The organism is Variovorax sp. AC103, assembly GCF_979254005.1.
In genome coordinates, this window is sequence record NZ_CEEDFC010000036.1 from 1 (window position 1) to 25973 (window position 25973).

The 25973-nt window shown below is 68.7% G+C and carries 18 protein-coding genes; 11 read left to right on the plus strand and 7 right to left on the minus strand.

Going from position 1 to position 25973, the window contains the following annotated elements; genetic code table 11:
• Nucleotides 1-97: 97 nt before the first annotated feature.
• Both glgB and AC0IYU_RS32930 read right to left on the minus strand, forming a co-directional pair.
• Entirely contained in the window at nt 98-2269 is a 2172-nt protein-coding gene (glgB, locus tag AC0IYU_RS32925) for a 1,4-alpha-glucan branching protein GlgB (protein ID WP_472126044.1), read from the minus strand.
• 5 nt (nt 2270-2274) lie between these two features.
• Entirely contained in the window at nt 2275-3984 is a 1710-nt protein-coding gene (locus tag AC0IYU_RS32930; protein WP_472126047.1) for an alpha-glucosidase, read from the minus strand.
• A gap of 282 nt (nt 3985-4266) precedes the next feature.
• Here AC0IYU_RS32930 and leuS point away from each other — a divergent pair, with 282 nt between their 5' ends.
• From leuS to AC0IYU_RS32960, 6 genes are all read left to right on the plus strand, one after another.
• Nucleotides 4267-6897 (plus strand): leucine--tRNA ligase, encoded by a 2631-nt coding sequence (leuS, locus tag AC0IYU_RS32935; RefSeq protein WP_472126051.1) that lies wholly within the window; start codon nt 4267-4269, stop codon nt 6895-6897.
• 14 nt (nt 6898-6911) lie between these two features.
• Nucleotides 6912-7457 carry an LPS-assembly lipoprotein LptE gene (locus tag AC0IYU_RS32940; RefSeq protein WP_472126054.1) on the plus strand — a complete coding sequence of 182 codons (546 nt, stop codon included), beginning with the start codon at nt 6912-6914 and terminating at the stop codon, nt 7455-7457.
• Nucleotides 7458-7496: 39 nt separating this feature from the next.
• On the plus strand, nt 7497-8570 hold the full coding sequence (holA, locus tag AC0IYU_RS32945; protein ID WP_472126057.1) for a DNA polymerase III subunit delta: 1074 nt from the start codon (nt 7497-7499) through the stop codon (nt 8568-8570).
• An 88-nt stretch (nt 8571-8658) separates the two neighbouring features.
• Nucleotides 8659-9960 (plus strand): glutamate-5-semialdehyde dehydrogenase, encoded by a 1302-nt coding sequence (locus tag AC0IYU_RS32950; RefSeq protein WP_472126059.1) that lies wholly within the window; start codon nt 8659-8661, stop codon nt 9958-9960.
• Between the two features lie 92 nt (nt 9961-10052).
• Nucleotides 10053-11369: a glutamate--cysteine ligase gene (gene gshA / locus AC0IYU_RS32955; RefSeq protein WP_472126061.1), complete on the plus strand. Its 1317-nt coding sequence runs from the start codon at nt 10053-10055 to the stop codon at nt 11367-11369.
• Between the two features lie 184 nt (nt 11370-11553).
• A complete protein-coding gene (locus tag AC0IYU_RS32960; protein ID WP_472126064.1) occupies nt 11554-13422 on the plus strand; it encodes a potassium transporter Kup in 1869 nt (622 codons plus the stop codon).
• 30 nt (nt 13423-13452) lie between these two features.
• On the opposite strand, the gene AC0IYU_RS32965 is transcribed toward AC0IYU_RS32960, so the two are convergent.
• From AC0IYU_RS32965 to AC0IYU_RS32975, 3 genes are all read right to left on the minus strand, one after another.
• Nucleotides 13453-14244, minus strand: a complete 792-nt coding sequence (locus AC0IYU_RS32965) for a GntR family transcriptional regulator (RefSeq protein WP_472126067.1) — start codon at nt 14242-14244, stop codon at nt 13453-13455.
• Between the two features lie 61 nt (nt 14245-14305).
• On the minus strand, nt 14306-15229 hold the full coding sequence (locus AC0IYU_RS32970) for a polysaccharide deacetylase family protein (protein WP_472126070.1): 924 nt from the start codon (nt 15227-15229) through the stop codon (nt 14306-14308).
• Between the two features lie 10 nt (nt 15230-15239).
• Nucleotides 15240-15668 carry a nuclear transport factor 2 family protein gene (locus AC0IYU_RS32975; protein WP_472126073.1) on the minus strand — a complete coding sequence of 143 codons (429 nt, stop codon included), beginning with the start codon at nt 15666-15668 and terminating at the stop codon, nt 15240-15242.
• A gap of 246 nt (nt 15669-15914) precedes the next feature.
• Here AC0IYU_RS32975 and AC0IYU_RS32980 point away from each other — a divergent pair, with 246 nt between their 5' ends.
• Genes AC0IYU_RS32980 through gshB form a run of 5 tightly spaced genes read left to right on the plus strand, consistent with a single transcriptional unit; the run spans nt 15915 to nt 22831 of the window.
• Nucleotides 15915-17111, plus strand: coding sequence for an ABC transporter substrate-binding protein (locus AC0IYU_RS32980; RefSeq protein ID WP_472126076.1), 1197 nt, complete (start codon nt 15915-15917; stop codon nt 17109-17111).
• Between the two features lie 22 nt (nt 17112-17133).
• On the plus strand, nt 17134-18009 hold the full coding sequence (locus AC0IYU_RS32985) for a branched-chain amino acid ABC transporter permease (protein WP_472126078.1): 876 nt from the start codon (nt 17134-17136) through the stop codon (nt 18007-18009).
• The gene (locus tag AC0IYU_RS32990) at nt 18006-20540 is read left to right on the plus strand and encodes a branched-chain amino acid ABC transporter ATP-binding protein/permease (protein ID WP_472126082.1); all 2535 of its coding nucleotides are present in this window, start codon (nt 18006-18008) and stop codon (nt 20538-20540) included. The genes AC0IYU_RS32985 and AC0IYU_RS32990 overlap by 4 nt, the downstream gene beginning before the upstream one ends.
• 60 nt (nt 20541-20600) lie before the next feature.
• Nucleotides 20601-21881: a benzoate/H(+) symporter BenE family transporter gene (locus AC0IYU_RS32995; protein ID WP_472126086.1), complete on the plus strand. Its 1281-nt coding sequence runs from the start codon at nt 20601-20603 to the stop codon at nt 21879-21881.
• Complete coding sequence (gene gshB / locus AC0IYU_RS33000) at nt 21881-22831, plus strand: glutathione synthase (protein WP_472126088.1); 951 nt, start codon at nt 21881-21883, stop codon at nt 22829-22831. The genes AC0IYU_RS32995 and gshB overlap by 1 nt, the downstream gene beginning before the upstream one ends.
• A 17-nt stretch (nt 22832-22848) precedes the next feature.
• Here the strand turns inward: gshB and AC0IYU_RS33005 are convergent, their stop codons facing one another.
• Together AC0IYU_RS33005 and AC0IYU_RS33010 are read right to left on the minus strand one after the other, a co-directional pair.
• Nucleotides 22849-25071, minus strand: coding sequence for a TonB-dependent receptor (locus AC0IYU_RS33005; protein WP_472126091.1), 2223 nt, complete (start codon nt 25069-25071; stop codon nt 22849-22851).
• A gap of 119 nt (nt 25072-25190) precedes the next feature.
• Entirely contained in the window at nt 25191-25958 is a 768-nt protein-coding gene (locus tag AC0IYU_RS33010) for a class II glutamine amidotransferase (RefSeq protein WP_435487967.1), read from the minus strand.
• Between the last annotated feature and the right edge of the window lie 15 nt (nt 25959-25973).

Genomic DNA, 25973 nt, shown 5'->3' on the forward strand with positions numbered 1-25973 from the left:
CCTTTTCTTTGGCTACTTTCTTTTGGCGAAGCAAAAGAAAGTAGCTCGCCCGCCGGGGCGAGACCCGGCCCCGGAACAAAAACCAAGCCCAACGCCCTCAAACCAGAACCCACATCACAGTCCCCAACGGCGGCAAGCTCACGGAAACAGAGTCCGCCTTCCCATGCCAGGGCAAAGAATCGCTCTGAACCACCCCGTTGCCAACCCCACTCCCGCCATACACCGACGCATCCGTATTGACGATCTCGCGGTAAGCCCCCGCACAAGGCACCCCCAGCCGATAGCCATGCCGAGGCACGGGCGTGAAGTTGCACACGGCAACCACGAACGACCCGTCGCGTGCCCGCCGCACGAAGGCAAACACCGACTGCTCCGCATCGTCGTGCACGATCCACTCGAAGCCCGCGCCCTCATGGTCCAGCTCGTGCAACGCGGGAAAGTGCCGGTACACGTTGTTCAGGTCGCGCACCAGCCGCCGCACCCCTTGGTGCGACGCATGCTCCAGCAGGTGCCAGTCCAGCCCGCGGTCCGCGTTCCACTCCGCGTGCTGGGCGAACTCGCCGCCCATGAACAGCAGCTTCTTCCCCGGATAAGCCCACAGGTACCCATACAGGTTGCGCAGGCCGGCGAACTTCTGCCATTCGTCGCCCGGCATCCGCCCGATCATCGAGCCCTTGCCGTGCACCACCTCGTCGTGCGACAGCGGCAGCACGAAGTTCTCGCTGTGCGCATACATCAGCCCGAAGGTGATCTGCTGGTGATGGTGCCTGCGGTACACCGGGTCGGTGCCGGCATACGCCAGCGTGTCGTTCATCCACCCCATGTTCCACTTGTAGTGAAACCCCAGCCCCCCGTCTTCCGGCGGCCGGGTCACGCCGAGGAAGCTGGTCGATTCTTCGGCCACCGTGATGGCGCCGGGCCGCTCCACCCCCACCACATGGTTCATGCGCCGCAGGAAGTCGATGGCCTCCAGGTTCTCGCGCCCGCCGAGCACGTTGGGCACCCACTCGCCGGCCTTGCGGCTGTAGTCGCGGTACAGCATCGAGGCCACCGCATCCACCCGCAGGCCGTCCACGCCGTAGCGCTCCAGCCAGTACAGCGCATTGCCGACCAGGTAGTTGCGCACCTCGGTGCGCGCATAGTTGAAGATCAGCGTCTGCCAGTCGTTGTGGAAGCCCTCGCGCGGGTCGGCGTACTCGTACAGCGGGGTGCCGTCGAAGTTGCCCAGGCCGTGCGCATCGGTCGGAAAGTGCGCGGGCACCCAGTCGAGGATCACGCCCAGCCCCGCCGCGTGCGCGGCCTCGACCAGGTGGCGGAAGTCGCCCGGCGTGCCGAAGCGCGAGGTCGGCGCGTACAGGCCGATGGGCTGGTAGCCCCACGAGCCGTCGAAGGGGTGCTCGCTGATCGGCAGCAGCTCGATGTGCGTGAAGCCCAGGTCGCGCACGTAGGGCACCAGCGTGTCGGCCAGCTCGCGGTAGTCCAGCCACTCGTGGCCGTTCTTGCGGCGCCACGAACCCAGGTGCACCTCGTAGATGCTGATGGGCGCATGGCGCTCGTTCGCCTCGGCGCGGCCCTCGGGCAGCTTCACCGGCGCGGGCAGCGGCTGCACCACGCAGGCGGTGTCGGGGCGCAGCTGCGAAGAGAAGGCGAACGGGTCGGCCTTGCGCAGCACCTCGCCCTGCGCCGAAAGAATCTCGAATTCGTAGCGGTCGCCCACCGTCACGTGCGGCGCGAAGATTTCCCACACGCCGCACTCGCGGCGCAGCCGCATCGCATGGCGCCGGCCGTCCCAGTTGTTGAAGTTGCCGACCACCGACACGCGCCGCGCATTCGGCGCCCAGACGGCGAAGGCCACGCCCTTCACGCCGTCCATCTCGCGCAGGTGCGCGCCCAGCCGCTCCCAGGGCCGCAGGTGCGTGCCCTCGGCCAGCAGCCACAGGTCGGTGTCGCCCAGCACGAAGGGAAAGCGGTAGGGGTCTTCGAGCCGCGAGGTGTGCGAGTCCCAGTCGACCTGGAACAAATACCCCATGCGGGCCTCGGCCGCGGGCACGAGGCCGCTGAACAGGTCCGACTCGTCGTGCCGCGTGAGGATGGCCAGCGGCCAGCCGGTGCGCGCGTGCAGCACGGCCACGCGCTGGGCGCCGGGCAGCAGGGCACGCACGACGAGGCCCTCGGGCGTCTCGTGCGGCCCCAGCACGGCAAACGGGTCGCCGTGCTCGGCGCGCATCAGCGCATGGATTTCGGACTCGGGCAGCGGCTTCAGGGGCATGGTGGTCAGTGGTTTCCTGCGTCGGCGGGCGCGCCGATGAAGACGCCGTACGGCGCCAGCACCAGCATGCGCCTTTCACCTTCGCCCTGCATGGCGGCGGTGCTCGACAGCGGTTGCCCGGCAAGGGGCGACAAGCCCTTCGACCCGGACATCGGCAACGGAATCGACACCGGCTCGCCGGCGAAGTTGAAGACGAGGTGGAGCGACCCGCCAGCGCCGCGCCGCTCGAAATGCAGCAGGGGCTCGGGCGCGTCGATGAAGGCGATGTCGCCGGTGCGCAGCAGGGGCTGGTCATGGCGCCAGTGCAGCAGGGCGCGGGTGAAGGCGAGCATCGAATCGGGGTCGTCCGCCTGCCGTTCGACGGCCAGCGGCAGGTGCGGGCCGTACACCGGCAGCCAGGGCGTGCCGGTGCTGAAGCCGCCGTTCGGCGCCTCGGCGGTCCAGGCCAGCGGCGTGCGGCAGCCGTCGCGGCCCTTGAACTCGGGCCAGAAGGCGCGGCCGTACGGGTCCTGCAGCAGTTCGAACGGCACCTCGGCCTCGGGCAGGCCCAGCTCCTCGCCCTGGTAGATGCTGGCGCTGCCGCGCAGCGTGAGCAGCAGCGTCAGCCAGAGCCGGTCGCGCCGGGTGTCCGCCGGGGCGGAGACCCGTGTCGATGTGCCGCCGCTCCAGCGCGTGGCCACGCGCGGCACGTCGTGGTTCGACACCGCCCAGCAACCCCAGCCGCCGGTGGGCGCCAGCGCATGGTCGAGCGCCTCGACCTGGTGGCGCAGGTGCTTCGGGCTGTGCTCGGCCGTCAGCAGGCTGAAGCTGTAGGCCAGGTGCAGGCGCTTGCCGAGTTCGGTGTACTGCGCCATGACGGGCGGTGCGTTCTCGTCGCCGACTTCGCCCAGCGCCACCGCGCCGTAGCCGTCGAGCAGCCGGCGCAGGCTTTCGAGGAAGGCCAGGTTCTCGGTCTGGCTCTTGTCGTACAGGTGCTGCTGCATCGCGTAGGGGTTGTCGGCGCGCACCGTGCTGACCTCGTCGATGGACGCCAGCGTGGCCGGCGGGTTGTCGCGCAGCAGCGCGTCGTGGAACTGGTGGTTGCAGGCGTCGAAGCGGAAGCCGTCCACGCCGCGCTCGCACCAGAAGCGCACCTCGCCGAGCAGCGCTTCCTGCACCTCGGCGCAATGGAAGTTCAGGTCGGGCTGCTCGGCCAGGAAGCTGTGCAGGTAGTACTGCCTGCGGCGCGCGTCCCACTGCCAGGCCGAGCCGCCGAACACCGACAGCCAGTTGGTCGGCGGCGTGCCGTCGGGCTTGGGGTCGGCCCACACGTACCAGTCGGCCTTGGGGTTGTCGCGGCTGCTGCGGCTCTCGGCGAACCAGGCGTGCTGGTCGGAGGTGTGCGAGAGCACCTGGTCGATGATGAGCTTCAGGCCCAGCGCATGCATGCGCGCGAGCATGGCGTCGAAGTCGGCCAGCGTGCCGAACAGCGGGTCGACCGCGCGGTAGTCGGACACGTCGTAGCCGAAGTCCTTCATCGGTGAGCGGAAGAAGGGCGAGACCCAGATGGCGTCGACACCGAGGCTGGCCACGTGGTCGAGCCGGGAGGTGATGCCGGGCAGGTCGCCGATGCCGTCGCCGTTGCTGTCCATGAAACTTCGGGGGTAGATCTGGTAGATCACGGCGCCGCGCCACCAGTCGCTGTGGCTGTTCCTGATGTCGCTTTTGCTGCCCATGCCGGTCCCTGTGGTCGAAAAACATTGTGGCATGCGAAATTCGGGCCAGTGATACGGCCTTGCCCCGTCCTGCGCGCTGCGCGCCGCCGGTGGCCACGGCGAGGTGTTTCAGGCGCAGTTGCAGGGGCGCGGGCGGCGCGAAAACCCGCGGCGCGGCAGGCGTTACCCGCACAACACACAGGTTACGTACCCCAAGTCCGGAGTCTGCGGGCCGGGGGCTTTGCCCGGGCGCGATAATCCGCCGTTCCCGGCCGCCTTGCGCCGGGCTCTTGCCGAACCGTCATGAACCCCAGCTACAAACCCAGCGACGTCGAGTCCGCTGCCCAGGCGCAATGGAGCGCCGCCGATGCCTACCGCGTCACCGAAGACGCGAGCCGCAAGAAGTACTACGCCTGCTCGATGCTGCCGTACCCCAGCGGCAAGCTGCACATGGGCCATGTGCGCAACTACACCATCAACGACATGCTCACGCGCTACCTGCGCATGAGCGGCTACAACGTGCTGATGCCCATGGGCTGGGACGCCTTCGGCCTGCCGGCCGAGAACGCGGCGCTGAAGAACGGCGTGCCCCCGGCCAAGTGGACCTACGAGAACATCGCCTACATGAAGGGCCAGCTGCAGGCCATGGGCCTGGCCATCGACTGGAGCCGCGAGATCGCCACCTGCGACCCGAGCTACTACAAGTGGAACCAGTGGCTGTTCCTGAAGATGCTCGAAAAGGGCATTGCCTACCGCAAGACCCAGGTCGTGAACTGGGATCCGGTCGACCAGACCGTGCTGGCCAACGAACAGGTGATCGACGGCAAGGGCTGGCGCACCGGCGCCACGGTCGAGCGCCGCGAAATCCCGGGCTACTACCTGAAGATCAGCGACTACGCCGAAGAATTGCTCGAGCACACCCAGCACAAGCTGCCGGGCTGGCCCGAGCGCGTGAAGCTGATGCAGGAAAACTGGATCGGCAAGAGCGAAGGCCTGCGCTTCGCCTTCACGCACGACATCAAGGACGCGAGCGGCAAGGCCATCCAGGACGGCCGCATGTACGTCTTCACGACCCGTGCCGACACCATCATGGGCGTGACCTTCTGCGCCGTGGCGCCCGAGCATCCGCTGGCCGCGCATGCCGCCACGCTCGACCCCAAGGTCGCGGCCTTCATCGAGGAGTGCAAGAACGGCGGCACCACCGAGGCCGAGCTCGCCACGCAGGAGAAAAAGGGCGTGCCCACCGGCCTCACGGTGACGCACCCCATCACCGACGAGCAGGTGCCCGTGTGGGTCGGCAACTATGTGCTGATCGGCTACGGCGACGGCGCCGTGATGGGCGTGCCCGCGCACGACGAGCGCGACTTCGCCTTCGCCAACAAGTACGGCATCGAGATCATCCAGGTGGTGCTGGTGGACGACGAGCCGCACTTCGACTATCACAAGTGGCAGGACTGGTACGGCGACAAGCAGCGCGGCGTGACCATCAACTCCGACAACTTCAGCGGCATGACCTACAAGGAGGCCGTGGCCGCCGTGGCGCATGCGCTGGGCCAGAAGGGCCTGGGCGAGCTGCAGACCACCTGGCGCCTGCGCGACTGGGGCGTGAGCCGCCAGCGCTACTGGGGCACGCCGATCCCGATCATCCATTGCGACGAGCACGGCGCCGTGCCGGTCCCCGAGAAGGACCTGCCGGTGGTGCTGCCTACCGACTGCGTGCCCGACGGTTCCGGCAACCCGCTGAACAAGCACGAAGGCTTTCATGCCGGCGTGGTGTGCCCCGTGTGCGGCAAGGCCGCGCGGCGCGAGACCGACACCATGGACACCTTCGTGGATTCGTCGTGGTACTTCATGCGCTACTGCGACCCGAAGAACGACCAGGCGATGGTCGCCGAGGGTGCCGACTACTGGATGCCGATGGACCAGTACATTGGCGGCATCGAACACGCCATTCTTCACCTGCTGTACGCGCGCTTCTGGACCAAGGTGATGCGCGACCTGGGCCTGGTGAAGGCCGACGAGCCCTTCAGCAAGCTGCTGACGCAGGGCATGGTGCTCAACCACATCTTCTACAAGCGCAACGAGAAGGGCGGCAAGGACTACTTTCCGCCGACCGAGGTCACGACCGTGCTCGACGCGCAGGGCCGCATCACCGGCGGCACCACCGCCGACGGCACCAAGGTCGAGTACGGCGGCGTGGGCAAGATGGGCAAGAGCGAACGCAACGGCGTCGACCCGCAGGACCTGATCGAGAAGTACGGCGCCGACACCGCGCGCCTGTACACCATGTTCACCGCGCCGCCCGAAGCCACGCTCGAGTGGAACGACGCGGCCGTGGAAGGCAGCTACCGCTTCCTGCGCCGGGTGTGGAACTTCGGCGCCGCGCAGGCGGAGGCGGCCCCGGTGGCCCTTGCCGGCCAGACCTTCGGCAAGGGCGCCCAGGCGCTGCGCCGCGAGGTGCACACCGTGCTGCGCCAGGTCGACTACGACTACCAGCGCATGCAATACAACACCGTGGTGTCGGGCGCCATGAAGCTGCTCAATGCGCTGGAAGGCTTCAAGCCCGACGGCAGCAAGGGCGACGCGGCCGCGCTGCGCGAGGGCTTCGGCATCCTGCTGCGCTGCATGTACCCGGCCACGCCGCACATCGCCCAGCAGCTGTGGAACGAACTCGGCTACGACAAGGACCTGGGCGGCCTGCTCGACGCGGCCTGGCCCACGGTCGACGCCGGCGCGCTGGTGCAGGACGAGATCGAGCTCATGCTGCAGGTCAACGGCAAGCTGCGCGGCAAGCTGCTGGTGCCCGCCGGGGCCTCCAAGGACGAGATCGAGGAGCTGGCGCTGGCCTGCGACGACTTCGTCACCTTCGCCGAGGGCGCGCCGCCCAAGCGCGTGATCGTGGTTCCCGGCCGCCTGGTCAACGTGGTTCTCTGACGAACGACTCAAGCATGAACACTCGCAATGTCTCGCTGCCGCGCCGCGGCTTTCTCATGGGCCTGACGGTGGCGGGCGCCTCGCTCGGACTGGCAGGTTGCGGCTTCGAGCTGCGCAAGGCGCCGGTCTTCGCGTTCAAGACGCTGTCGATCTCGGGCAACACGGCCATGATCAACCAGATCCGGCGCGAGCTGCGGGCCACGGGCTCGGTGACGCTGGTGGCCGTCGAGCCTGCCGTGGCCGGCAGCCCGCCCCCGGTGTCGACGGCCGACGTGATACTCGAGATCCTGGGCGAGGATCGCGACCGCCTCGTCATCTCGACCAACTCGGCCGGCCTGGTGCGCGAGCTGCAGCTGCGGTTGCGCGTGCGCTTTCGGCTTCGCACGCCGGCCGGCAAGGACCTGCTGCCGTCCACCGAGGTCTCGCAGACGCGCGACCTGAGCTTCAACGAGACCAACGCGCTGGCCAAGGAAGGCGAAGCCGACCTGCTGTTCCGCGACATGCAGTCGGACATCGCCCAGCAGCTGATGCGCCGCATTGCCGCCGTCAAGGAGCTCTGAGCCGCTGCGCCCAGGTCATTCCCCGGTCATTCCATTTCCATGCAACTTGCCAGCGCCCAACTCGGGGCCCACCTGCAAAAGGGCCTGAAGCCGCTCTACACGATCCACGGCGACGAGCCGCTGCTCGCGCAGGAGGCGGCCGACGCCATCCGCGCGGCCGCGCGCGCGCAGGGCTACACCGAACGCAGTTCGTACACCGTGGCGGGCGCGCACTTCGACTGGAGCGCGGTGCTGGCGGCCGGGGGCTCGCTTTCGCTGTTCGCCGACAAGCAGATCGTGGAGATCCGCATCCCCTCGGGCAAGCCCGGCAAGGACGGCAGCGCGGCGCTGCAGCACATGGCCGAGGCCGCGCCTGGCAACGACAGCACACTCACGCTGGTGATGCTGCCGCGCCTGGACAAGGCCACGCGCACCGGCGCCTGGTTCTCCGCGCTGGAGAACAACGGCGCGAGCATCCAGGTCGACCCGATCGAGCGCAATGCGCTGCCGCAATGGATCGCGCAGCGCCTGGGACTGCAGGGCCAGCGCGTGATGCCCGGCGACGAAGGCCAGCGCACGCTGCAGTTCTTTGCCGACCGCGTGGAGGGCAACCTGCTCGCCGCGCACCAGGAGATCCAGAAGCTCGCGCTGCTGCATCCGGCCGGCGAGCTGAGCTGGGAGCAGGTGGAAGGCGCGGTGAACAACGTGGCGCGCTACGACGTGTTCAAGCTGTCCGAGGCCGTGCTGGCCGGCAACCCGCAGCGCGTGGCGCGCATGCTCGACGGCCTGCAGGCCGAGGGCGAGGCCGAGGTGCTGGTGCACTACACGATCGCCGAGGACATCCGGGCGCTCAAGCGTGTGAAGGACGCCATGGCGTCGGGCCGCCCGCTGCCGATGGCGCTGCGCGAGAACCGCATCTGGGGGCCCCGCGAGCGCGCGTTCGAGCGCGTGCTGCCGCGGCTGGACGACCGCATGCTGGCGCGGCTGCTGCGCGCCGCCCACTCGGTGGACGGCATCGTGAAGGGCCTGAAGCAGCCCGACTGGCCCGCGAGCGGCTGGCAGTCGCTGCAGCGGCTGGCGCTGATGCTGTGCCGCGCGTGCAGCAGTGCGGCGGCTGCACCGCGGCGCGGCTGATCCACGCCGAAGGCGTCTGTTCCGGTGGCGCGAGCCATCAAAAAGCCTGTGTCATCCGGGCCACAGGTTGGCGTGGGAAAATGCGCAGATGAATGCGTTCAACGTCAGCGAGCACATGCAGACCCTCGGTCTGCAAGCCAAAGCCGCTGCATTCCTCATGGCCCGTGCGGATGCAGCTACCAAAAACATAGCATTGAAGGCGCTGGCCCGGCGCTTGCGCGAAGCCGGCCCGGTGCTGGCCGTCGCCAACGAGAAAGACCTGGCGCGCGCCACGGCCGCCGGCCTGTCGGCACCGATGGTCGACCGCCTCAAGCTCACGCCGAAGGTCATCGAGACCGTGGCACTGGGCTGCGAGCAGCTCGCCGGCATGGCCGACGTGATCGGCGAGATCATCGGCATGAAGCAGCAACCCAGCGGCATTCGTGTGGGCCAGATGCGCGTGCCGATCGGCGTGTTCGGCATGATCTACGAGAGCCGCCCCAACGTGACCATCGAGGCCGCGAGCCTGGCCATCAAGAGCGGCAACGCGGCCATCCTGCGCGGCGGCTCGGAGGCCATCGAGTCGAACAAGGCGCTGGCGCTGCTGGTGTCCGGGGCGCTGGCCGAGGCCGGCCTGCCGGTCGAGGCGGTGCAACTGGTGCAGACCACCGACCGCGAAGCCGTGGGCCAGCTCATCGCCATGCCCGAATTCGTCGACGTGATCATTCCGCGCGGCGGCAAGGGCCTGATCGAGCGCATCAGCCGCGACGCCAAGGTGCCGGTCATCAAGCACCTGGACGGCAACTGCCACGTCTACGTGGACGACACGGCCGAGTTCGACATGGCGCTGCGCATCGTCGACAACGCCAAGACCCAGAAGTACAGCCCCTGCAACGCCGCCGAAGGCCTGCTGGTGTCGGCCACGGTGGCCGAGCACTTCCTGCCCGACATCGCCGCCATCTTCGCGGCCAAGGGCGTGGAAATGCGCTGCGACCCGGCCGCCGCCGCGATCCTGCGGGCCAGCGAGGCGCTGGGCGCCGCCGGTGCCAATGCCAAGATCGTCGATGCGGTGGAGAGCGACTGGTCCGAGGAATACCTCGCGGCGGTCATCAGCATCAAGGTGGTGTCGGGCGTGGACGAGGCCATTGCCCACATCAACCGCTATTCGAGCCACCACACCGACGCCATCGTCACGCGCGACCACGTGCATGCGCAGCGCTTCCTGCGCGAGGTCGATTCGGCCAGCGTGATGGTCAATGCGAGCACCCGCTTCGCGGATGGCTTCGAATTTGGCCTGGGTGCCGAAATCGGCATCAGCACCGACAAGTTCCATGCCCGCGGCCCGGTGGGCATCGAAGGCCTCACCTCGCTGAAGTACGTGGTGCTGGGACAGGGCGAGGTCCGGACTTGATGCGCCCGCGCGCAGTCTTGTCATTGGGGCGGCCATCCCCAAATCCTACAATTCCGCTCCACCTTTAAGCACAAAACCAACAAGGCCGCCGCATGGTTCCGCATCTCGTCACTGCCCTGACCGGCCCGATCAATGAACTGGAGCAGCGGGTGCTCGACTCGATGCCCGCCATCGAGCGCTGGTTCCGGCTCGAATGGATGGAGCACACGCCGCCGTTCTACAGCGCCGTGGACATCCGCAACGCCGGCTTCAAGCTGGCGCCGGTCGACACCAACCTGTTTCCCGGCGGCTGGAACAACCTCACCAAGGAGATGCTGCCGCTGGCCGTGCAGGCCGCGCAGGCCGCCATCGAGAAGATCTGTCCGGAGGCGCGCAACCTGCTCGTCATTCCGGAAAATCACTCCAAGAACACCTTCTACCTGGCCAACGTCGCGCAACTGGTGCGCATCTTCCACATGGCGGGGCTCAACGTGCGCATCGGGTCCATCGACCCGGCCATCAAGGCGCCCAAGAAGATCGAGCTGCCCAACGGCGAGACCGTGACGCTCGAACCCGTGGTCCGTACCAAGCGCCGCCTGGGCCTGAAGAACTTCGATCCCTGCACAATCCTGCTCAACAACGAGCTTTCGGCGGGAACGCCCGGCATCCTCGAGGACCTGCACGAGCAGTACCTGCTGCCGCCGCTGCACGCGGGCTGGTCGGTGCGGCGCAAGAGCAACCACCTGCACAGCTACGAAGAGCTGTCCAAGCGCTTCGGCAAGCTGCTGGGCATCGACCCCTGGCTCATCAACCCGATCTATGCGCGCGCGGAGGGCGTGGACGTGGCCGAAGGCCGCGGCATCGACGTGCTGACCAGCCACGTGGAAGCAGTGCTCACCAAGGTGCGCCGCAAGTACAAGGAATACGGCATCAACGAGAAGCCGTTCGTGGTCGTCAAGGGCGGCCACAGCGGCAGCGGCAGCCCGGGCGTGGTGACGGTGCGCGACGCCAAGGAGGTCGAGGCGCTGATCGGCAAGTCGCGCACCAGCACGTCGTCGGCCGCCAGGATCTCGGGCGGGCGCGACCTGCGCGAACCCACCGAGCTGATCGTGCAGGAAGGCGTGCTGACCAACGAGCGCGTGCACAACGGCGTGGCCGAGCCGGTGGTCTACATGATGGACCGCTACGTGGTGGGCGGCTTCTACCGCGTGCATGCCGAGCAGGCCGCCGACGAGAACCTCAAGCTGCCGGGCGCGAGCTTCGTGCCGCTGGCCTTCTCCGAAAGCGCGCACATGCCGCAGCCCGGCGCCAAGCCCGGTGCCAGCGCGCCGAACCGCTTCTACATGTACGGCGTGGTCGGGCGGCTGGCCATGGTGGCCGCCAGCTACGAGATGGAGGCGACCGACCCGGACGCCGAAATCTACGAATGAAGGTCTAAATGAAGGGCCGCAGCTTGCGGCGGCGGCGGGCGACGGCAAAATAGCGGCCCCACAGCAAACGGAAACAAAAGGGCGGGAGGGGTGATGCGGGCGGGCGTACGGACGTTCGCTCTCGTCGCACCCCGGCGTGTCTGACGCGTCGATTCCAGCAGCCTGCCCTTTTCCCATCGACTTCGTGTCAGCCCCCAAAAACCTCTCAGCCGGCCTGATCGTCGGCGCCATCGGCGTCGTCTACGGCGACATCGGCACCAGCGTGCTGTATGCCGTCAAGGAAGTGTTCGGCCACGGCCACGTGCCGTTCACGGTCGAGAACGTCTACGGCATCCTGTCGATGTTCTTCTGGACGCTCACGGTCATCGTCTCCATCAAGTACGTGGTGCTGGTGCTGCGGGCGGACAACGAAGGCGAGGGCGGCCTCGTCGCCATGCTCGCGCTGGCGTCCCGGGCGGTGGCCGACAAGCCCCGGCTGCGCCACGTGCTGCTGGTGGTGGGTATCTTCGGCACATCGCTCTTCTATGGCGACGGGGTCATCACGCCGGCCATCTCGGTGCTGTCGGCGGTCGAGGGCCTGGAGGTGGTGTCGCCGCACTTCTCGCACTACGTGATCCCCATCACCCTGGTCGTGCTGTTCTGCCTTTTCGCGGTGCAAAAGCGCGGCACCGCGGGCATCGGCAAGTTCTTCGGACCGGTCACGCTGGCGTGGTTCGCGGCCATTGCGGTGCTGGGCGTGTGGCAGATCCTGCACCACCCCGAGATCGTCAAGGCGCTCAACCCCTGGTATGCGCTGAAGTTCATCTGGGACAACCCGGGCACCAGCTTCATCCTGCTGGGCGCCATGGTGCTGTGCGTGACCGGCGCCGAGGCGCTGTACGCCGACCTGGGCCACTTCGGCAAGAAGCCGATCCGCATCGCGTGGTTCTCGGTCGTCATGCCGGCGCTCACCCTCAACTACCTGGGCCAGGGCGCGCTGCTGCTGGAGAACCCCGAGGCCGTGAAGAACCCCTTCTTCATGATGGCGCCCGAGTGGGCGCTGGTTCCGCTGGTGCTGCTGGCCACGCTGTCCACGGTCATCGCGTCGCAGGCGCTCATCACGGGCGCGTTCAGCGTCACGCGCCAGGTCATCCAGCTGGGCTACCTGCCGCGCCTGAACATCGAGCACACCAGCGTGCGCACGGCCGGGCAGATCTACATTCCGCTGGTCAACTGGGGCCTGTTCGTGGCCATCGTGCTGGCGGTGGTGATGTTCCGCACGTCGAGCAGCCTGGCGGCGGCCTACGGCATCGCGGTGACCACCGACATGCTGATCACCACCATCCTGACCTTCTTCGTGATCCGCTACGCGTGGAAGCTGCCGCTGGTGCTTTGCATCGGCTCGACGGCCTTGTTCTTCTTCGTCGACTTCATGTTCTTCGCGTCGAACCTGCTCAAGCTGTTCGAAGGCGGCTGGTTCCCGCTGATGATCGGCGGCTTCGTCTTCACGCTGATGATCACGTGGAAGGAAGGCCGGCGCCTCATGGGCGAGGCGCAGCATGCCGATGCCATCGACCTGAAGTCCTTCCTGGGCTCGGTGTTCGTCAGCCCGCCGGTGCGCGTGGAAGGCACGGCGGTGTTCCTCACGGCCGAGCCCGGCACCGTGCCCAACGCGCTGCTGCACAACCTGAAGCACAACAAGGTGCTGCACGAGCAGAACATGTTCGTCACCGTGCGCAACCACGAGGTGCCCTGGATCCCGATGGACAAGCGCATCGAGATCGACGCGCTGGGCAACCACTGCTGGCAGGTGATCGTGCACTACGGCTTCAAGAACGACATCGACCTGCCGCGCGCGCTCGACAACGCGCGCCTGCGCGGCTGCCAGCTGGAGCCGATGACGACCAGCTACTTCCTGTCGCGCGACGTGGTGATTCCCACGCTGGGCAGCGGCATGGCGCCGTGGCGCGAGAAGCTGTTCGCGCAGATGCACCACAACGCGAGTGGCGCGGCCGCCTTCCTGGGGCTGCCGAACAATGCGGTGGTGGAGCTGGGCTCGAAGATCGAGATCTGACGCGGCCGCCGGGTGTTCGGCCGGGGCGGTTCAGCCCAGGCCCAGCATCTGCCCCAGGCTGCGCTGCGCGGCCGGCCGGTCCAGCGCGATGTTCCGCTCCAGCACCAGCAGGTGCGCTTCCATCAGGTGCACGGCCGTGTCCGCATCGCCGCGCGCGATGGCGTCGACCACTTCGGCATGCTCGCCGTGCTCGCACGCGGCGTTGCCGGGCGGCTCGTACAGCGCCACGATCAGCGAGCAGCGCGACATCAGCTCCGTGAGGTAGCGCTCCAGGATCGGATTGCGCGCGAGCCGCGCCACGCGCAGGTGGAACGAGCTGGCCAGCCGCGCCCATTCGGGTTGCGTGTGGCGGTGCATGGCTGCGTGTTCTTCCTTCAGGTGCCGGCGCAGTTCGGCCACTTCGGCCTTGGTGGCGTTGCGCACCGCCATGCGCACCAGCGCGGCCTCGAGCGCGCGGCGCGCCTCGAAGATCTGCCGCGTTTCTTCCGGCGAAGGCATCGCGACGATGGCGCCGCGGTTGGGCCGCAGGTCGACGATGTGGTCGTGCGCCAGCCGCTGCAGCACCTTGCGCACCAGCGCGCGGCTCACGCCGAACAGCTCGCACAGCGAGGCCTCGGGCAGCTTGGTGCCGGGTGCCAGGCGCTGGTTGGTCACGCCCTCGAAGACCGAGCGGTAGATGCGTTCCTCGATGTCGCCTTCGTCACCTTCGCCCCCTGCCGGCGTGACCGGCGTGACCGGCGCGGCCGTCGCGGTGGGTTCGGCGGCTGGCGACGGCTTGCGCCGGGCGGCGGCGGGCTTCGGCGGCGAGGGGGAACGGGCCATGGGGTGGAAAGCAGGCGGTGGGAACGCGCAGATTATCGAGCCCGCCCATGCACCCTGTGGTTCAGTCGAATTCTCCGGGCCGCTCCGCGGCCAGCTGCGTCATGTGCGCCGCAATGGCCCCCGGCGTGGTGAACCAGATGTCGCCCCGGTCGCGCGCCTGCGCCAGGTGCGCCAGCGCGGTGCGCAAATGCCGCAGCCGGTAAGGCTGGCCCACGATGTACGGATGCAGCGCCAGGCCCATCACCAGCGGCTGGCTGCGCGCCTGCGTGAGCATTTCTTCGAAGTTGTCGACCACCATCGCGCTGAAGTCCTTCGCGTCCATCAGGCGGCCGACGATCATCGGAATGTCGTTGAGCTCCTGCGGGTAAGGCACCGACCACAGTGCACCGCCGCCGCGCGTGCGCATGCGAATCGGCTGGTCGTCGTGGCACCAGTTCAGCGTGTAGCCGTAGCCTGTCTCGGCCAGCAGGTCGGGCGTGACGGCGCTCTCCGAGATCCACGGCGACAGCCATCCCGAAGGCGCCTGCCCGCTCTCGCGCACCATGCGGTCGCGGCAGCGCTGCAGCAGCGCGCGCTCGTGCATTTCGTCGAGCACGCCCTGGCGTTCGGCGTTGCTGTGGCCGTGGCCGATCAGCTCGTCGCCGCGCGCCACCAGCGCCTGCACCAGCTCCGGGCAGTGGTCGTACAGCGCGGTGTTGATCAGCGCACCGGCGGGCAATGCGAGCGCGTCGAACAGCTCCAGGCAGCGCCATGCGCCCACGCGGTTGCCGTACTCGCGCCAGCCGTGGTTGAGCACGTCGGGCTGCGGCGAGGCCGGGCCGATGCATGCGCCCAGCCCGTCGCCGAAGGCGAAGTGCTCGACGTTGAAGCCCAGGTACACCGCCAGCCGCGCGCCGTTGGGCCACACGTGGTCGGGCCGCCGCGTGATGGGCCGGTAGTCGAAGCGGTCGTGCGTGGGCAGCAGTTCGGGCCAGCGCGTGGTCATGCGCCGGTCCTCACAGCACCGCGAGGCCGGCGCGCAACAGCAGCCATTCGGCGCTGTCGTTCCACACGTCCATCTGCACGATGAGGCCGTGGCTCACCACGTAGCGGTCGACGTAGCGGTTGTCCTCGAAGGCGGTGCCGTCGGGCCATGCGCCGTACAGCGTGCCCAGGCTGTAGACCACGGTGGCCTCGGGCGTGCCGCCGGCCACCGTTTCGGTGCGCTCGATCTTCTTCTTCACCCAGGCATAGCGCTTCGCATTGAAGGCCGAGGTGTCGCCCGGCGCCTGCATCGGCCGGTTGCCGGTGAAGCGGATGCGGATGCCGGGCGCGGTGAAGCGCGAGGCCGACTGCGGGTCGGGAATCATCACCAGGCGAAGGAACTCGTCCACCACGGCGGCGGGGGCGAGCGTGTGGGGTGCTGGTGCGGCGGGCGTGGTCATGCGGTTCTCCAGTCGTTGTGAGCCATGGCGGTGCACGGCGGTATGTCGTGGCGGAATCGTGCAATTCCTGTGCCTGATTGTTGACACGCTCGAATTTGGATTGTCGACAATTCGATGGATAAATTGTCAACTTGGCATGCCGCTTGCATCCGGGGCTGGCCAGTCGCTTCGGCGCATTTCGATGCACCTTGTTGGGTGCCTCATCCCTTGTCCATCCCCTGCTTCTCTTCGACCCAGGAGTCCGCCATGTCCCGTTCGCCTCGCTTCAACCGCCGCACGCTGTGCCTTGCAGCCGTTGCCGCTGCCTGCCTTTCCCACGGTGCGGCCTTCGCCGCCGAGCCGATCAAGATCGGCCTGGTCACGGCCCTGTCGGGCCAGTCGGCACTGGCCGGCGAAGCCATCACGCGCGGCCTCACGGTGGCCATCGACGAGATCAACGGCAAGGGCGGGCTGCTCGGCGGGCGCAAGCTCGAGCTGGTGCGCCGCGACGACGAGGCCAACCCCGCCAAGGGCGTGGTGGCCGCGCGCGAACTCATCTTCAAGGAGAAGGTGGCAGTGCTGTTCGGCGGGCTCGACACGCCGGTGTCGATGGCCATCGTGCCCATCGCCAACCAGGAGAAGACGCCCTTCATGGGCCCCTGGGCCGCGGGCACGCCCATCACGAAGAATGGCGCCAACCCCAACTACGCCTTTCGCGTGTCGGCGGTCGACGAGATCGTCAACGTGGGCATGCTCGACTACGCGCAGAAGAACTTCAAGGCGAGCAAGTTCGGCATGATCCTGGTCAACAACCCGTGGGGCGAATCGAACGAGAAGGGCCTGCACGCCGCGCTCGCCGCCAAGGGCCTGAAGGCCGTGGGCGTGGAGAAGTTCGACGGCAACGACGTCGACGTGGTGCCGCAGCTCACGCGCCTGAAGGCCGCGGGCGCCGACACGCTGTTCATGGTCGGCAACGTGGGCCCGTCGGCGCAGGTGGTGAAGTCGCTCGACCGCATGGGCTGGCAGGTGCCCATCGTGTCGCACTGGGGCCCGGCGGGCGGCCGCTTCACCGAGCTGGCCGGCCCCAACGGCAAGAACGTGCACTTCGTGCAGACCTACAGCTTCTTCGGCAAGCAGTCACCGGTGGGTGAGAAGGTGATTGCCGCGCTGAAGGCCAAGTACCCCGCCATCAAGGGCCCGGACGACATCACGCCCGCCGTGGGCGTGGCCAACGCCTACGACGGCATGCAGCTCGCGGCGCTGGCCATCGCGGCGGCCGGCTCGACCGACGGCGACGCGGTGCGCCAGGGCTTCTACAAGATCGGCAGGTACGAAGGCCTGATCAAGACCTACGACAAGCCCTTCTCGCCCGCCGTGCACGACGCCGTGACCGCCAACGACTACGTGTGGGCGCAGTTCATCGACAACCGCATCCTGCCCGTGGGCATGGTCGCGGCGAAGTAAGAAAAGAAGAGGGCTGCGCGCAATGCTGCTTTCCGCATGGATCAGCGGGTTGGGGCTGGGGAGCATGTACGGGCTGATCGCCCTGGGCTTCTACGTCACCTACGCCGTTTCGGGCACCGTCAACTTCGCGCAGGGCAGCGCGATGATGCTGGGCGCGGTCTTCACCTTCTGGTTCGCGCAGACCCTGGGCTGGCCGATGCCGCTGGCCATCGCGCTGGCGCTCGTGCTGTGTGGCGTGTACGGGCTGGTGGTCGAGTTCGTGGCGGTGCGTCCGTTCGCGAGCCGCGGCTCCGAAGCCTGGCTGATGGCCACGGTGGCGCTGGGCATCGTGGTCGACAACCTGGTGATGTTCACCTTCGGCAAGGAGCCGCGCAGCCTGCCGTCGCCGCTGGCGGTCACGCCGCTGCAGGTGGGCGACGTGGGGCTGGGCGTGTACCCGCTGCAATTGCTCATTCCCGTGGCGGGCCTGGCGCTGGCCGCGGCGCTGCACATCGTGGCGCGGCGCACGCGCTGGGGCGTGGGCATGCTGGCCGTGGTGCAGAACCCGGCCGCCGCGCGGCTCATGGGCATTCCGATCCGGCGCGCGGTGGCCGCGGCCTTTGCGCTGTCGGCCGTGTTCGCGGGCGTGGCGGGCGTGCTGATCGCGCCGCTGTTCAACGTGCAGGCGGACATGGGCACGCTGTTCGGCCTGAAGGCCTTCGCGGTCGCGATCCTGGGCGGCATCACCAGCGCATGGGGCGTGATGGGCGCGGGGCTGCTGTTCGGCCTGGCCGAAGCGCTGATCACCGCCACGCTGGGTTCGGGCTACACGCAGATCCTGACCTTCGCCCTGGTGATCGTGGTGCTCGCGCTGCGGCCCCAGGGGCTGTTCGGCCGTGCGGCGGTGAAGAAGGTATGAGCGCCGCTCCTGGCATTTCGGGCATGCGCTGGCCCGCGCTGGTCGTGCTCGTGTCGGCAATGGCCGTGGGCGTGGCGCTCGCGGCCACGGTCAACGGCTACTACGTGTTCGTGCTCGCCAACGTGGCGTTGTTCGCGATCGTCGGCATCGGGCTCAACGTGCTGCTCGGGCTCACGGGGCAGATGTCGTTCGGGCACGTGGGCTTCTATGCGATCGGAGCGTACGCCGTCGCCATTCTCACGAGCAAGGCCGGCTGGAGCTTCTGGGCCGCATGGCCGGTGGGTGCGCTCGTCGCGGGCGCCATGGGTGCGCTGCTCGCGCTGCCCGCGTTGCGCGCCAAGGGGCCGTACCTCGCGATGATCACCATCGCCTTCGGCTTCATCGTGGAGCACGCGATCGTCGAGGCGCGCGACCTCACGGGCGGGCAGAACGGCCTCATGGGCATCGCGGGTCCTTCGCTCTTTGGGTTGGCGCAGGGCGAGCGCGCGGCGGCCATGCTGGCGGTGCTCACGGCCGGCGTGGCGCTCGTGGCCTTCGCGCTGCTGTCGCGCGGCGGCTGGGGCGCTGCAATGCGCGCGGTGCGCGACAGCGAGACGGCGGCCGAGTCGATCGGGCTCGATCCGCTGCGCATCAAGACCGTGGCCTTCGCGCTGTCGGCGCTGTGCGCGGGCGCGGCGGGCGGGCTGTTCGCGCCGCTGTCGGGCTTCGTCACGCCGCACACCTTCGGCTTCGGGCAGTCGATCCTGTTCGTGCTGGTCGTGATGATCGGCGGCGCGGGCTCGGTGGGCGGGCCGGTGGTCGGCGCGCTCGTGGTGGCGCTGCTGCCCGAGGTGCTCGCGAGCCTGGAGGAATACCGGCTGCTGTTCTTCGGCCTGCTGCTGCTGGTCGTGCTGTGGGCGGCGCCGGACGGTGCGGCCGGGCTGTGGCGGCGTGTGATGGCCCCCGTGCTTGCGCGCTTCGCCAGGCAGCCGGCGCCGCTGCCATTGCGCGCAGATGCCACGGGCCTGCCACCGCGCGCGCCAGGCGCATCGGGCGCACCGATCCGCACCGAAGGCCTCACGATGCAGTTCGGCGGCGTGCGCGCCGTGAGCGACCTGGCCTTCGGCACGCACGCGGGCGGCATCACCAGCCTGATCGGTCCGAACGGCGCGGGCAAGACCACGGTGCTGAACATGCTGAGCGGCTTCTACAGGCCCACGGGCGGCGGCTTCCGCCTGGGCGAGGCGCCGCTGCAGGGCCTGCGCGCCTTCCGCATCGCGCGCGCCGGCGTGGCACGCACCTACCAGACCTCGCAGCTGTTCGGCAGCCTGAGCGTGGAAGACAACGTGGCGCTCGCGCTGGGGCGCGGCACGCTCGGGCCCTTGCTGGGCGCGCGGCGCTACCGCTCGGCCGCGGCGCGCGCGCAGGCGCGGCAGCTGCTGGCCTTCTGTGGCTACGCGGGTTCGCCCGACACGCCGGCCGCCGACCTCGCGCACGTCGACCGCCGCCTGGTCGAGATCGCACGCGCCCTGGCCACCTCGCCGCAGGCGCTGCTGCTCGACGAGCCCGCGGCCGGCCTCTCGCGCGAAGACAAGACGCAGCTGGCCGCACTGCTGCAGCGCATCGCGGCGGCCGGCATCGGCGTGCTGCTGGTCGAGCACGACATGGAACTGGTCATGGGCATCTCCGACCATCTCGTGGTGCTCGACGCCGGGCAGCGGCTGGCGGTGGGCGATGTCGCGGCCATCCAGGCCGACCCGGCGGTGCGCAAGGCGTACCTGGGCGAGGCGATGACGGCCGGCGCGTCCCCGAAGGCACCGCGCCCCGCCTTGCCGGCGGACGCGCCCGAGGTGCTGGGCATCGGCGCGCTGGTGGCCGGCTACGGCGCCGAGCCGGTGCTGCACGGCATCGACCTGCGCGTGCGGCGCGGCGAACTGGTGGCACTGCTGGGCGCCAACGGCGCGGGCAAGTCCACGCTGATGCGCTCGCTGGCCGGGCTGCACCGGCCGGTGCAGGGCGGCATCCACCTCGAAGGCGCGGAACTGGCGGGCCTGCCCGCCGAGCGCATCGTGGCGCGCGGGCTGGTGCTGGTGCCCGAAGGCCGGCAGGTGTTCCCCGAGCTCAGCGTGCGCGACAACATCCGCCTGGGCGCGTTTCTCGACGGGCGCGACATCGACGCGCGCACCGAGGCCATGCTCGTGCGCTTCCCGCGCCTGCGCGAGCGGCTGCACCAGCGTGCGGGGCTGCTGTCGGGCGGCGAGCAGCAGATGCTGGCCATCGCGCGCGGGCTGATGTCGCAGCCGCGCGTGCTGCTGCTCGACGAGCCCTCGCTCGGGCTGGCGCCGAAGATCATCTCGGAGCTGTTCGAGGCGCTCGACAGCTTGCGCGCCGAAGGGCTCACCGTGCTGCTGGTCGACCAGATGGCCGCGCTCGCGCTGGCGCTGTGCGACCGGGCCTATGTGATGGAAGGCGGGCGCATCGTGGCGCAGGGCAGCGCGGCGGACATCGCGGCCGACGGCGCCTTGGCCAAGGCCTACCTGGGCGCGGCCTGAGGCTATGAAGCCCTGACGCCGCCGTGCCGGCGCCCCCCGGCACGGCGGCACAATCGCGCGATGCGATTTTTCAAGGACCTGAGCCTTTCGGCTTTCACCGCGGGCTTCGTCGCCGTGCTCGTGGGCTTCACCAGCTCGGTGGCCATCGTGTTCCAGGCCGCCCAGGCTTTCGGCGCCACGCCGGAAATGGCGGCCTCGTGGATGTGGGCGCTGGGCATCGGCATGGGCCTGGCCTCGGCGCTGCCCTCGCTGTGGTGGCGCCAGCCCGTCATGATCGCCTGGAGCACGCCCGGCGCGGCCGTGCTGGCGGTGGCGGGCATGGGCTACAGCATGAACGAGGCGGTCGGCGCCTTCATCGTCTGCGCGGTGCTGATGGTGCTGGCGGGCGCCACCGGCTGGTTCGAGCGCGTCATGAACAAGATCCCGATGGCCATCGCGTCCGCGTTGCTCGCCGGCGTGCTGGCGCGCTTCGGGCTCGGCGCCTTCATCGCGGCGCAAACGGCGCTGCCGCTGGTGCTGCTGATGCTCGGCACCTACCTCGTCGCCAAGCGGCTGCTGCCGCGCTACGCGGTGCCGCTCACGCTGCTGGTGGCCATCGTGTTCGTCGCGGCCCGCGGCCAGCTGGCGTGGTCGGCGGTGCATTTCTCGCTCACCTGGCCGGTGTTCACGATGCCGGTCTTCAGCTGGCAGGCCATCGTCAGCCTAGCGCTGCCGCTGTTCGTGGTGACCATGGCCTCGCAGAACCTGCCGGGCGTGGCCGCCATCCGCGCGGCGGGCTATGGCGGGCTGCCGGTCAGCAAGCTCATCACCATCAGCGGGCTGACCACGCTGGTGCTGGCGCCGTTCGGCGCCTTCGCGCTGAACCTGAGCGCCATCACCGCGGCCATCTGCATGGGCCGCGAGGCGCACGAAGACCCGGCGCGGCGCTACACGGCCGCCGTGAGCTGCGGCGCCATCTACGTGGTGATCGGCCTGTTCGGCGCGGCCGTCACCGGGCTGCTGACGGCCTTTCCCAAAGAGCTGGTCGCGGCCATCGCCGGGCTGGCGCTGCTGGGCACCATCGGCGGCGGCCTGGCGGCTGCGGTGCGCGACGAATCGCACCGCGAGGCTGCGCTGATCACCTTCCTGGTCACGCTCTCGGGCGTGACGCTGGCGGGCATCGGCTCGGCCTTCTGGGGCGTGGTGGCCGGGGCCGTGGCGCTGGCGGTGCAGCAGATCGGCCGCTCGACCAGCTCGAAAGCCTTCGAAAAGGCCCCGCCCGGCAAGGAGATCGCCCCTTCCGGCAACATCGCGCCCGACATCCCTGAGGCCGCCGCTCCCGGCGCCGGAAAGAACATCTGATGAAAAACATCCTCTTCGTCGCCGATCCGCTCGACCAGTTCAAGATCTACAAGGACACGACCTTCTCGATGATGCGCGAGGCCCAGCGCCGCGGCCACCGCATCGCCGCCTGCCTGCCGCAGGACATCCAGTGGAAGTCGGGCGGGCTGGTCACGGCCGTGGTGCAGCAGATCACGCTGACCGGGGATGCGACAGACTGGTACACGGTCGACATCACCGAAAGCAAGGCGCTGAAGGACTTCGACGCCGTGCTGATGCGCAAGGACCCGCCCTTCGACGCCGAGTACATCTATTCGACGCACCTGCTGCAGCAGGCCGAGCGCGAGGGCGCGCAGGTGGTCAACTCGCCGCGCGCGCTGCGCGACCACCCCGAGAAGCTCGCGATCATGGAGTTTCCGCAGTTCGTGACGCCCACCCTGGTCACGCGCAGCGCGCAGGCCGTGCGCGACTTCCATGCGGAGCACGGCGACATCATCCTGAAGCCGCTCGACGGCATGGGCGGCATGGGCATCTTCCGCGTGAAGCAGGACGCGCTGAACCTGGGCTCCATCGTCGAGACGCTCAACAAGGACGGCGCCGAGACGATCATGGTGCAGCGCTTCGTGCCCGAGGTGGTGCAGGGCGACAAGCGCATCCTGATCATCGCGGGCGAGCCGGCGCCCTTCGTGCTGGCGCGCATTCCGCAGGGCACCGAGGTGCGCGGCAACCTGGCGGCCGGCGGCAAGGGCGTGGCGCAGCCGCTGACCGCGCGCAACCGCGAGATCGCCGAGGCCATCGGCAGCGTGCTGGCGCCGCGCGGACTGCTCCTGATCGGGCTGGACGTGATCGGCGACTCGGTCACCGAGATCAACGTGACCAGCCCGACCTGCTTTCAGGAAATCACCGAGCAGACGGGCTTCGACGTGCCGAAGATGTTCATCGACGCGCTGGAGGCGCACCTCGCGCGGTAGCGCGAGGGCGCCGGCGGTCAGAAGTCGATCGTGCCGCTCACTGCAAAGGTGCGCGGCGCGCCCAGCACCAGGTAGTTGGATCCCTGCGTGCCGCCCACCGACGCCCAGTACGACTTGTTGAACAGGTTGTCGATGCGCGCACGCAGCGTGAGCGCGCGGCCGTTGCCCAGGTCGACCAGGTAGCGCGCGCCGATGTCAAAGCGCGTCCACGACGGCACCGACTGCGTATTGGTGGCATTGGCGTACTGCTTGGAGGTGTAGAGCACGCGAGCGTTCAGCGACAGGTTGCGCAGGCCGGGCACGTCCCATTCGGCGCCCAGGTTGGCCTGCTGCCTGGCCACGCCGATGGCGTCCAGGCCGTCGGTGGCACCGCCTTGCGTCTGCTTCTGCTTGGCGTCGAGCAGCGTCAGGCCGCCGAGCAGGCGCAGGCCCTTGGCGGGCTGGCCGAACACCGAGAACTCCAGGCCCTGGTTGCGCTGCTTGCCGTAGAGGCCGTAGGTCTGCCCCGAGTAGGCGTAGGTGGGCTGGTCGGTGGTGAAGAACGCGGCGCTGGCGCCGAGCGTGCCGCCGTCGTACTTGACGCCGACTTCCTTCTGCTTGGCCTGGTACGGCGCGAAGATCTCGCCGCTGTTGGTGACCGGGCGGTTGTTCACCGTGCCGGGCGCCACGTTGCCCTTGACCAGGCCTTCGATGTAGTTGGCGTAGGCCGACACGGTCGGCGTGATCTTGAACACGATGCCGGCCACCGGCGTGGTCTTGCTCTTGTCGTAGGTGCTCGTCTGCTGGAGCGTGGTGTAGGCGAAGCTGGTCTGCTCGATGGTCTGGCGGCGCGCGCCGAGCGTGACGAGCAGGCGGTCGTCCATGAAGGCCATGGTGTCGGCGACGGCCACGCTGGAGGTGTCGATCTTGTCGGTCAGGCGCGGGTCTGCCAGCGTGTTGCCGACGAAGCCGCCCGCGCCGTTGGCGATCGGATAGATCGAGGCATACGGCGCGTAGATGTTGTTGCGCACGCTGCCCGACGAGATGGCGTAGGCGTTGTCGCGGTCGTTGCTGTACTTGGCCACCGAGGCCACCACGGTGTGCTTCACGGGGCCGGTGGCGAAGGTGCCGCGCACGCCGAGTTCCGCCGTGCCGATGCGGTCCTTGCGGGTGTTGCTGAAGCGCGTGTTGCTGGTGTCGCCGAAGGCGTTGGTGAGCGTCGGGTTCGACAGCACGTTGTCTTCGTCGCTGCGGCGCACGCCGCCCGCGGCCCAGGCCGTGATGTTGTCGGTGATGTCGACTTCGCCGCGGAAGGTGGCGAACTTGTCCTTTTCCTTGGAATAGGTCCAGGGTTGGGCGAAGTTGGTGCGGGCGTCGGGCGCGCGCGGGATCGGCAGCGTGGAAGATGGCGTGACGCTGGGGCGGCCGTCCTTCAGGTCGTAGTCCTGGTAGCCGAAGTCGGCCGACAGGCGCACGTTGCGGCTGTGCCAGTCCAGGCCCACGCCGAAGGCGCTGAGCTGCTGGCTCTCGTTCTTGATCCCGGTGCCGCCGTCGCGGCGCACCGCGTTCACGCGCACGCCCAGGCTATCGTCGGGACCGAAGCGGCGAGCCAGGTCGAGGTTGACGAAGCCCTGGCCGCCGGTCTGCACGCCGAAGCCCACGCGCGTGAGCGGTTCGTTGGGCGCGCGCTTGGGCAGCAGGTTGATCGCACCGCCGATGCCGCTGCCGCCGGGGGCCGCGCCGTTCAGGAAGGTGTTGGCGCCGCGGAACACTTCCACGCGCTCGAAGAATTCGGAGGCGATGTACTGGCGCGGCAGCATGCCGTAGAGGCCGTTGTACGAGACGTCGTCCGAGTACACGGGGAAGCCGCGCACCACGTACAGCTCCTGGAAGTTGCCGAAGCCTCGGGCCTGGCGCACCGACGGGTCGTTCAGCAGCACGTCGGCCACGCTCTTGGCCTGCTGGTCCTGGATCAGCTCGTTGGTGTAGTTGGTGCTGGAAAACGGCGTGCTCATCATGTCCTGGTTGCCCAGGATGCCGACGCGCCCGCCGCGCGCCACCTGCCCGCCGGCGTAGGGCTTGGTCAGTCCTTCCGCCGAGGCGTCGGCGCTGGCTTCCACGTTCACCGTGGACAGCGTGCCGCTCGACGCCGCCGCGGCAGCGGGTTCGGCCGAGGGGGTCTGGGCCTGTGCTGCCACGGCGTTGAGCGCGAGCAGCGACGCGACCACGGTCGGCCGGAAATAGAACGAAGGAGTGGGCATGGGCGGATCGAAAGATGCAAATGAGAACCGTTATTGTTCCTATGTTTGCACCGGCCCACCGATACTTTCATGCACTGTTGCTAAAAAGTGTCAGGCTAAAGGCCGCACTTTGTCTGCAATCAGACCCCCGACAACCGCCCGTCCACGAACACATGCAGCTCGCCCGGTGCGAACTGCGTCCACGTCTCGTTGGTGGTGAGCGGCGCGGTCACCACCACGGCCACGCGGTCGGTGGGCGTGGTGTGCTGCGCGAAGTCGATGGCCAGGTCTTCGTCCGACAGCTGCGCCGTCACGAAGGGGTGCTGGCGCTCCACGTACCAGAGGTTGGTGGAGGCATGCGCCCACAGCGCCTGGCCGTTCGACAGCATGAAGTTGAAGGTGCCATGGCTTGCGAGCTGCGGCGCCAGTTCGCGCAGCGTGAGCGTGAGCTCCTCGATGCTCGGCACGCCGGCGTGCGACTTGGCCAGCTCCTGCATCAGCCAGCAGAAGGCGTGTTCGCTGTCGGTGTTGCCCACCGGGTGGAAGTTGCCGTGCAGGCGCGGGCGAAAGTCCTTCAGGTCGCCGTTGTGGGCGAACACCCAGTAGCGCCCCCACAGCTCGCGCACGAAGGGGTGGCAGTTCTGCAGGTTCACCTCGCCCTGCGTCGCCTTGCGGATGTGCGCGATGACGTTGCGGCTCTGTATGGGGTAACGGCGAATGAGCTCCGCCACCGGCGATTCGCACGCCGGCTGGTGGTCCACGAAGTGGCGCAGCCCCAGGTCCTCGAAGAACGCGATGCCCCAGCCGTCCGCATGGTGGTCGGTGCGGCCGCCGCGCTGCGCGAACCCCGTGAAGCTGAAGGTCACATCGGTCGGCGTGTTGCAGTTCATCCCTAGCAATTGGCACATGGCAGCGATTAGACC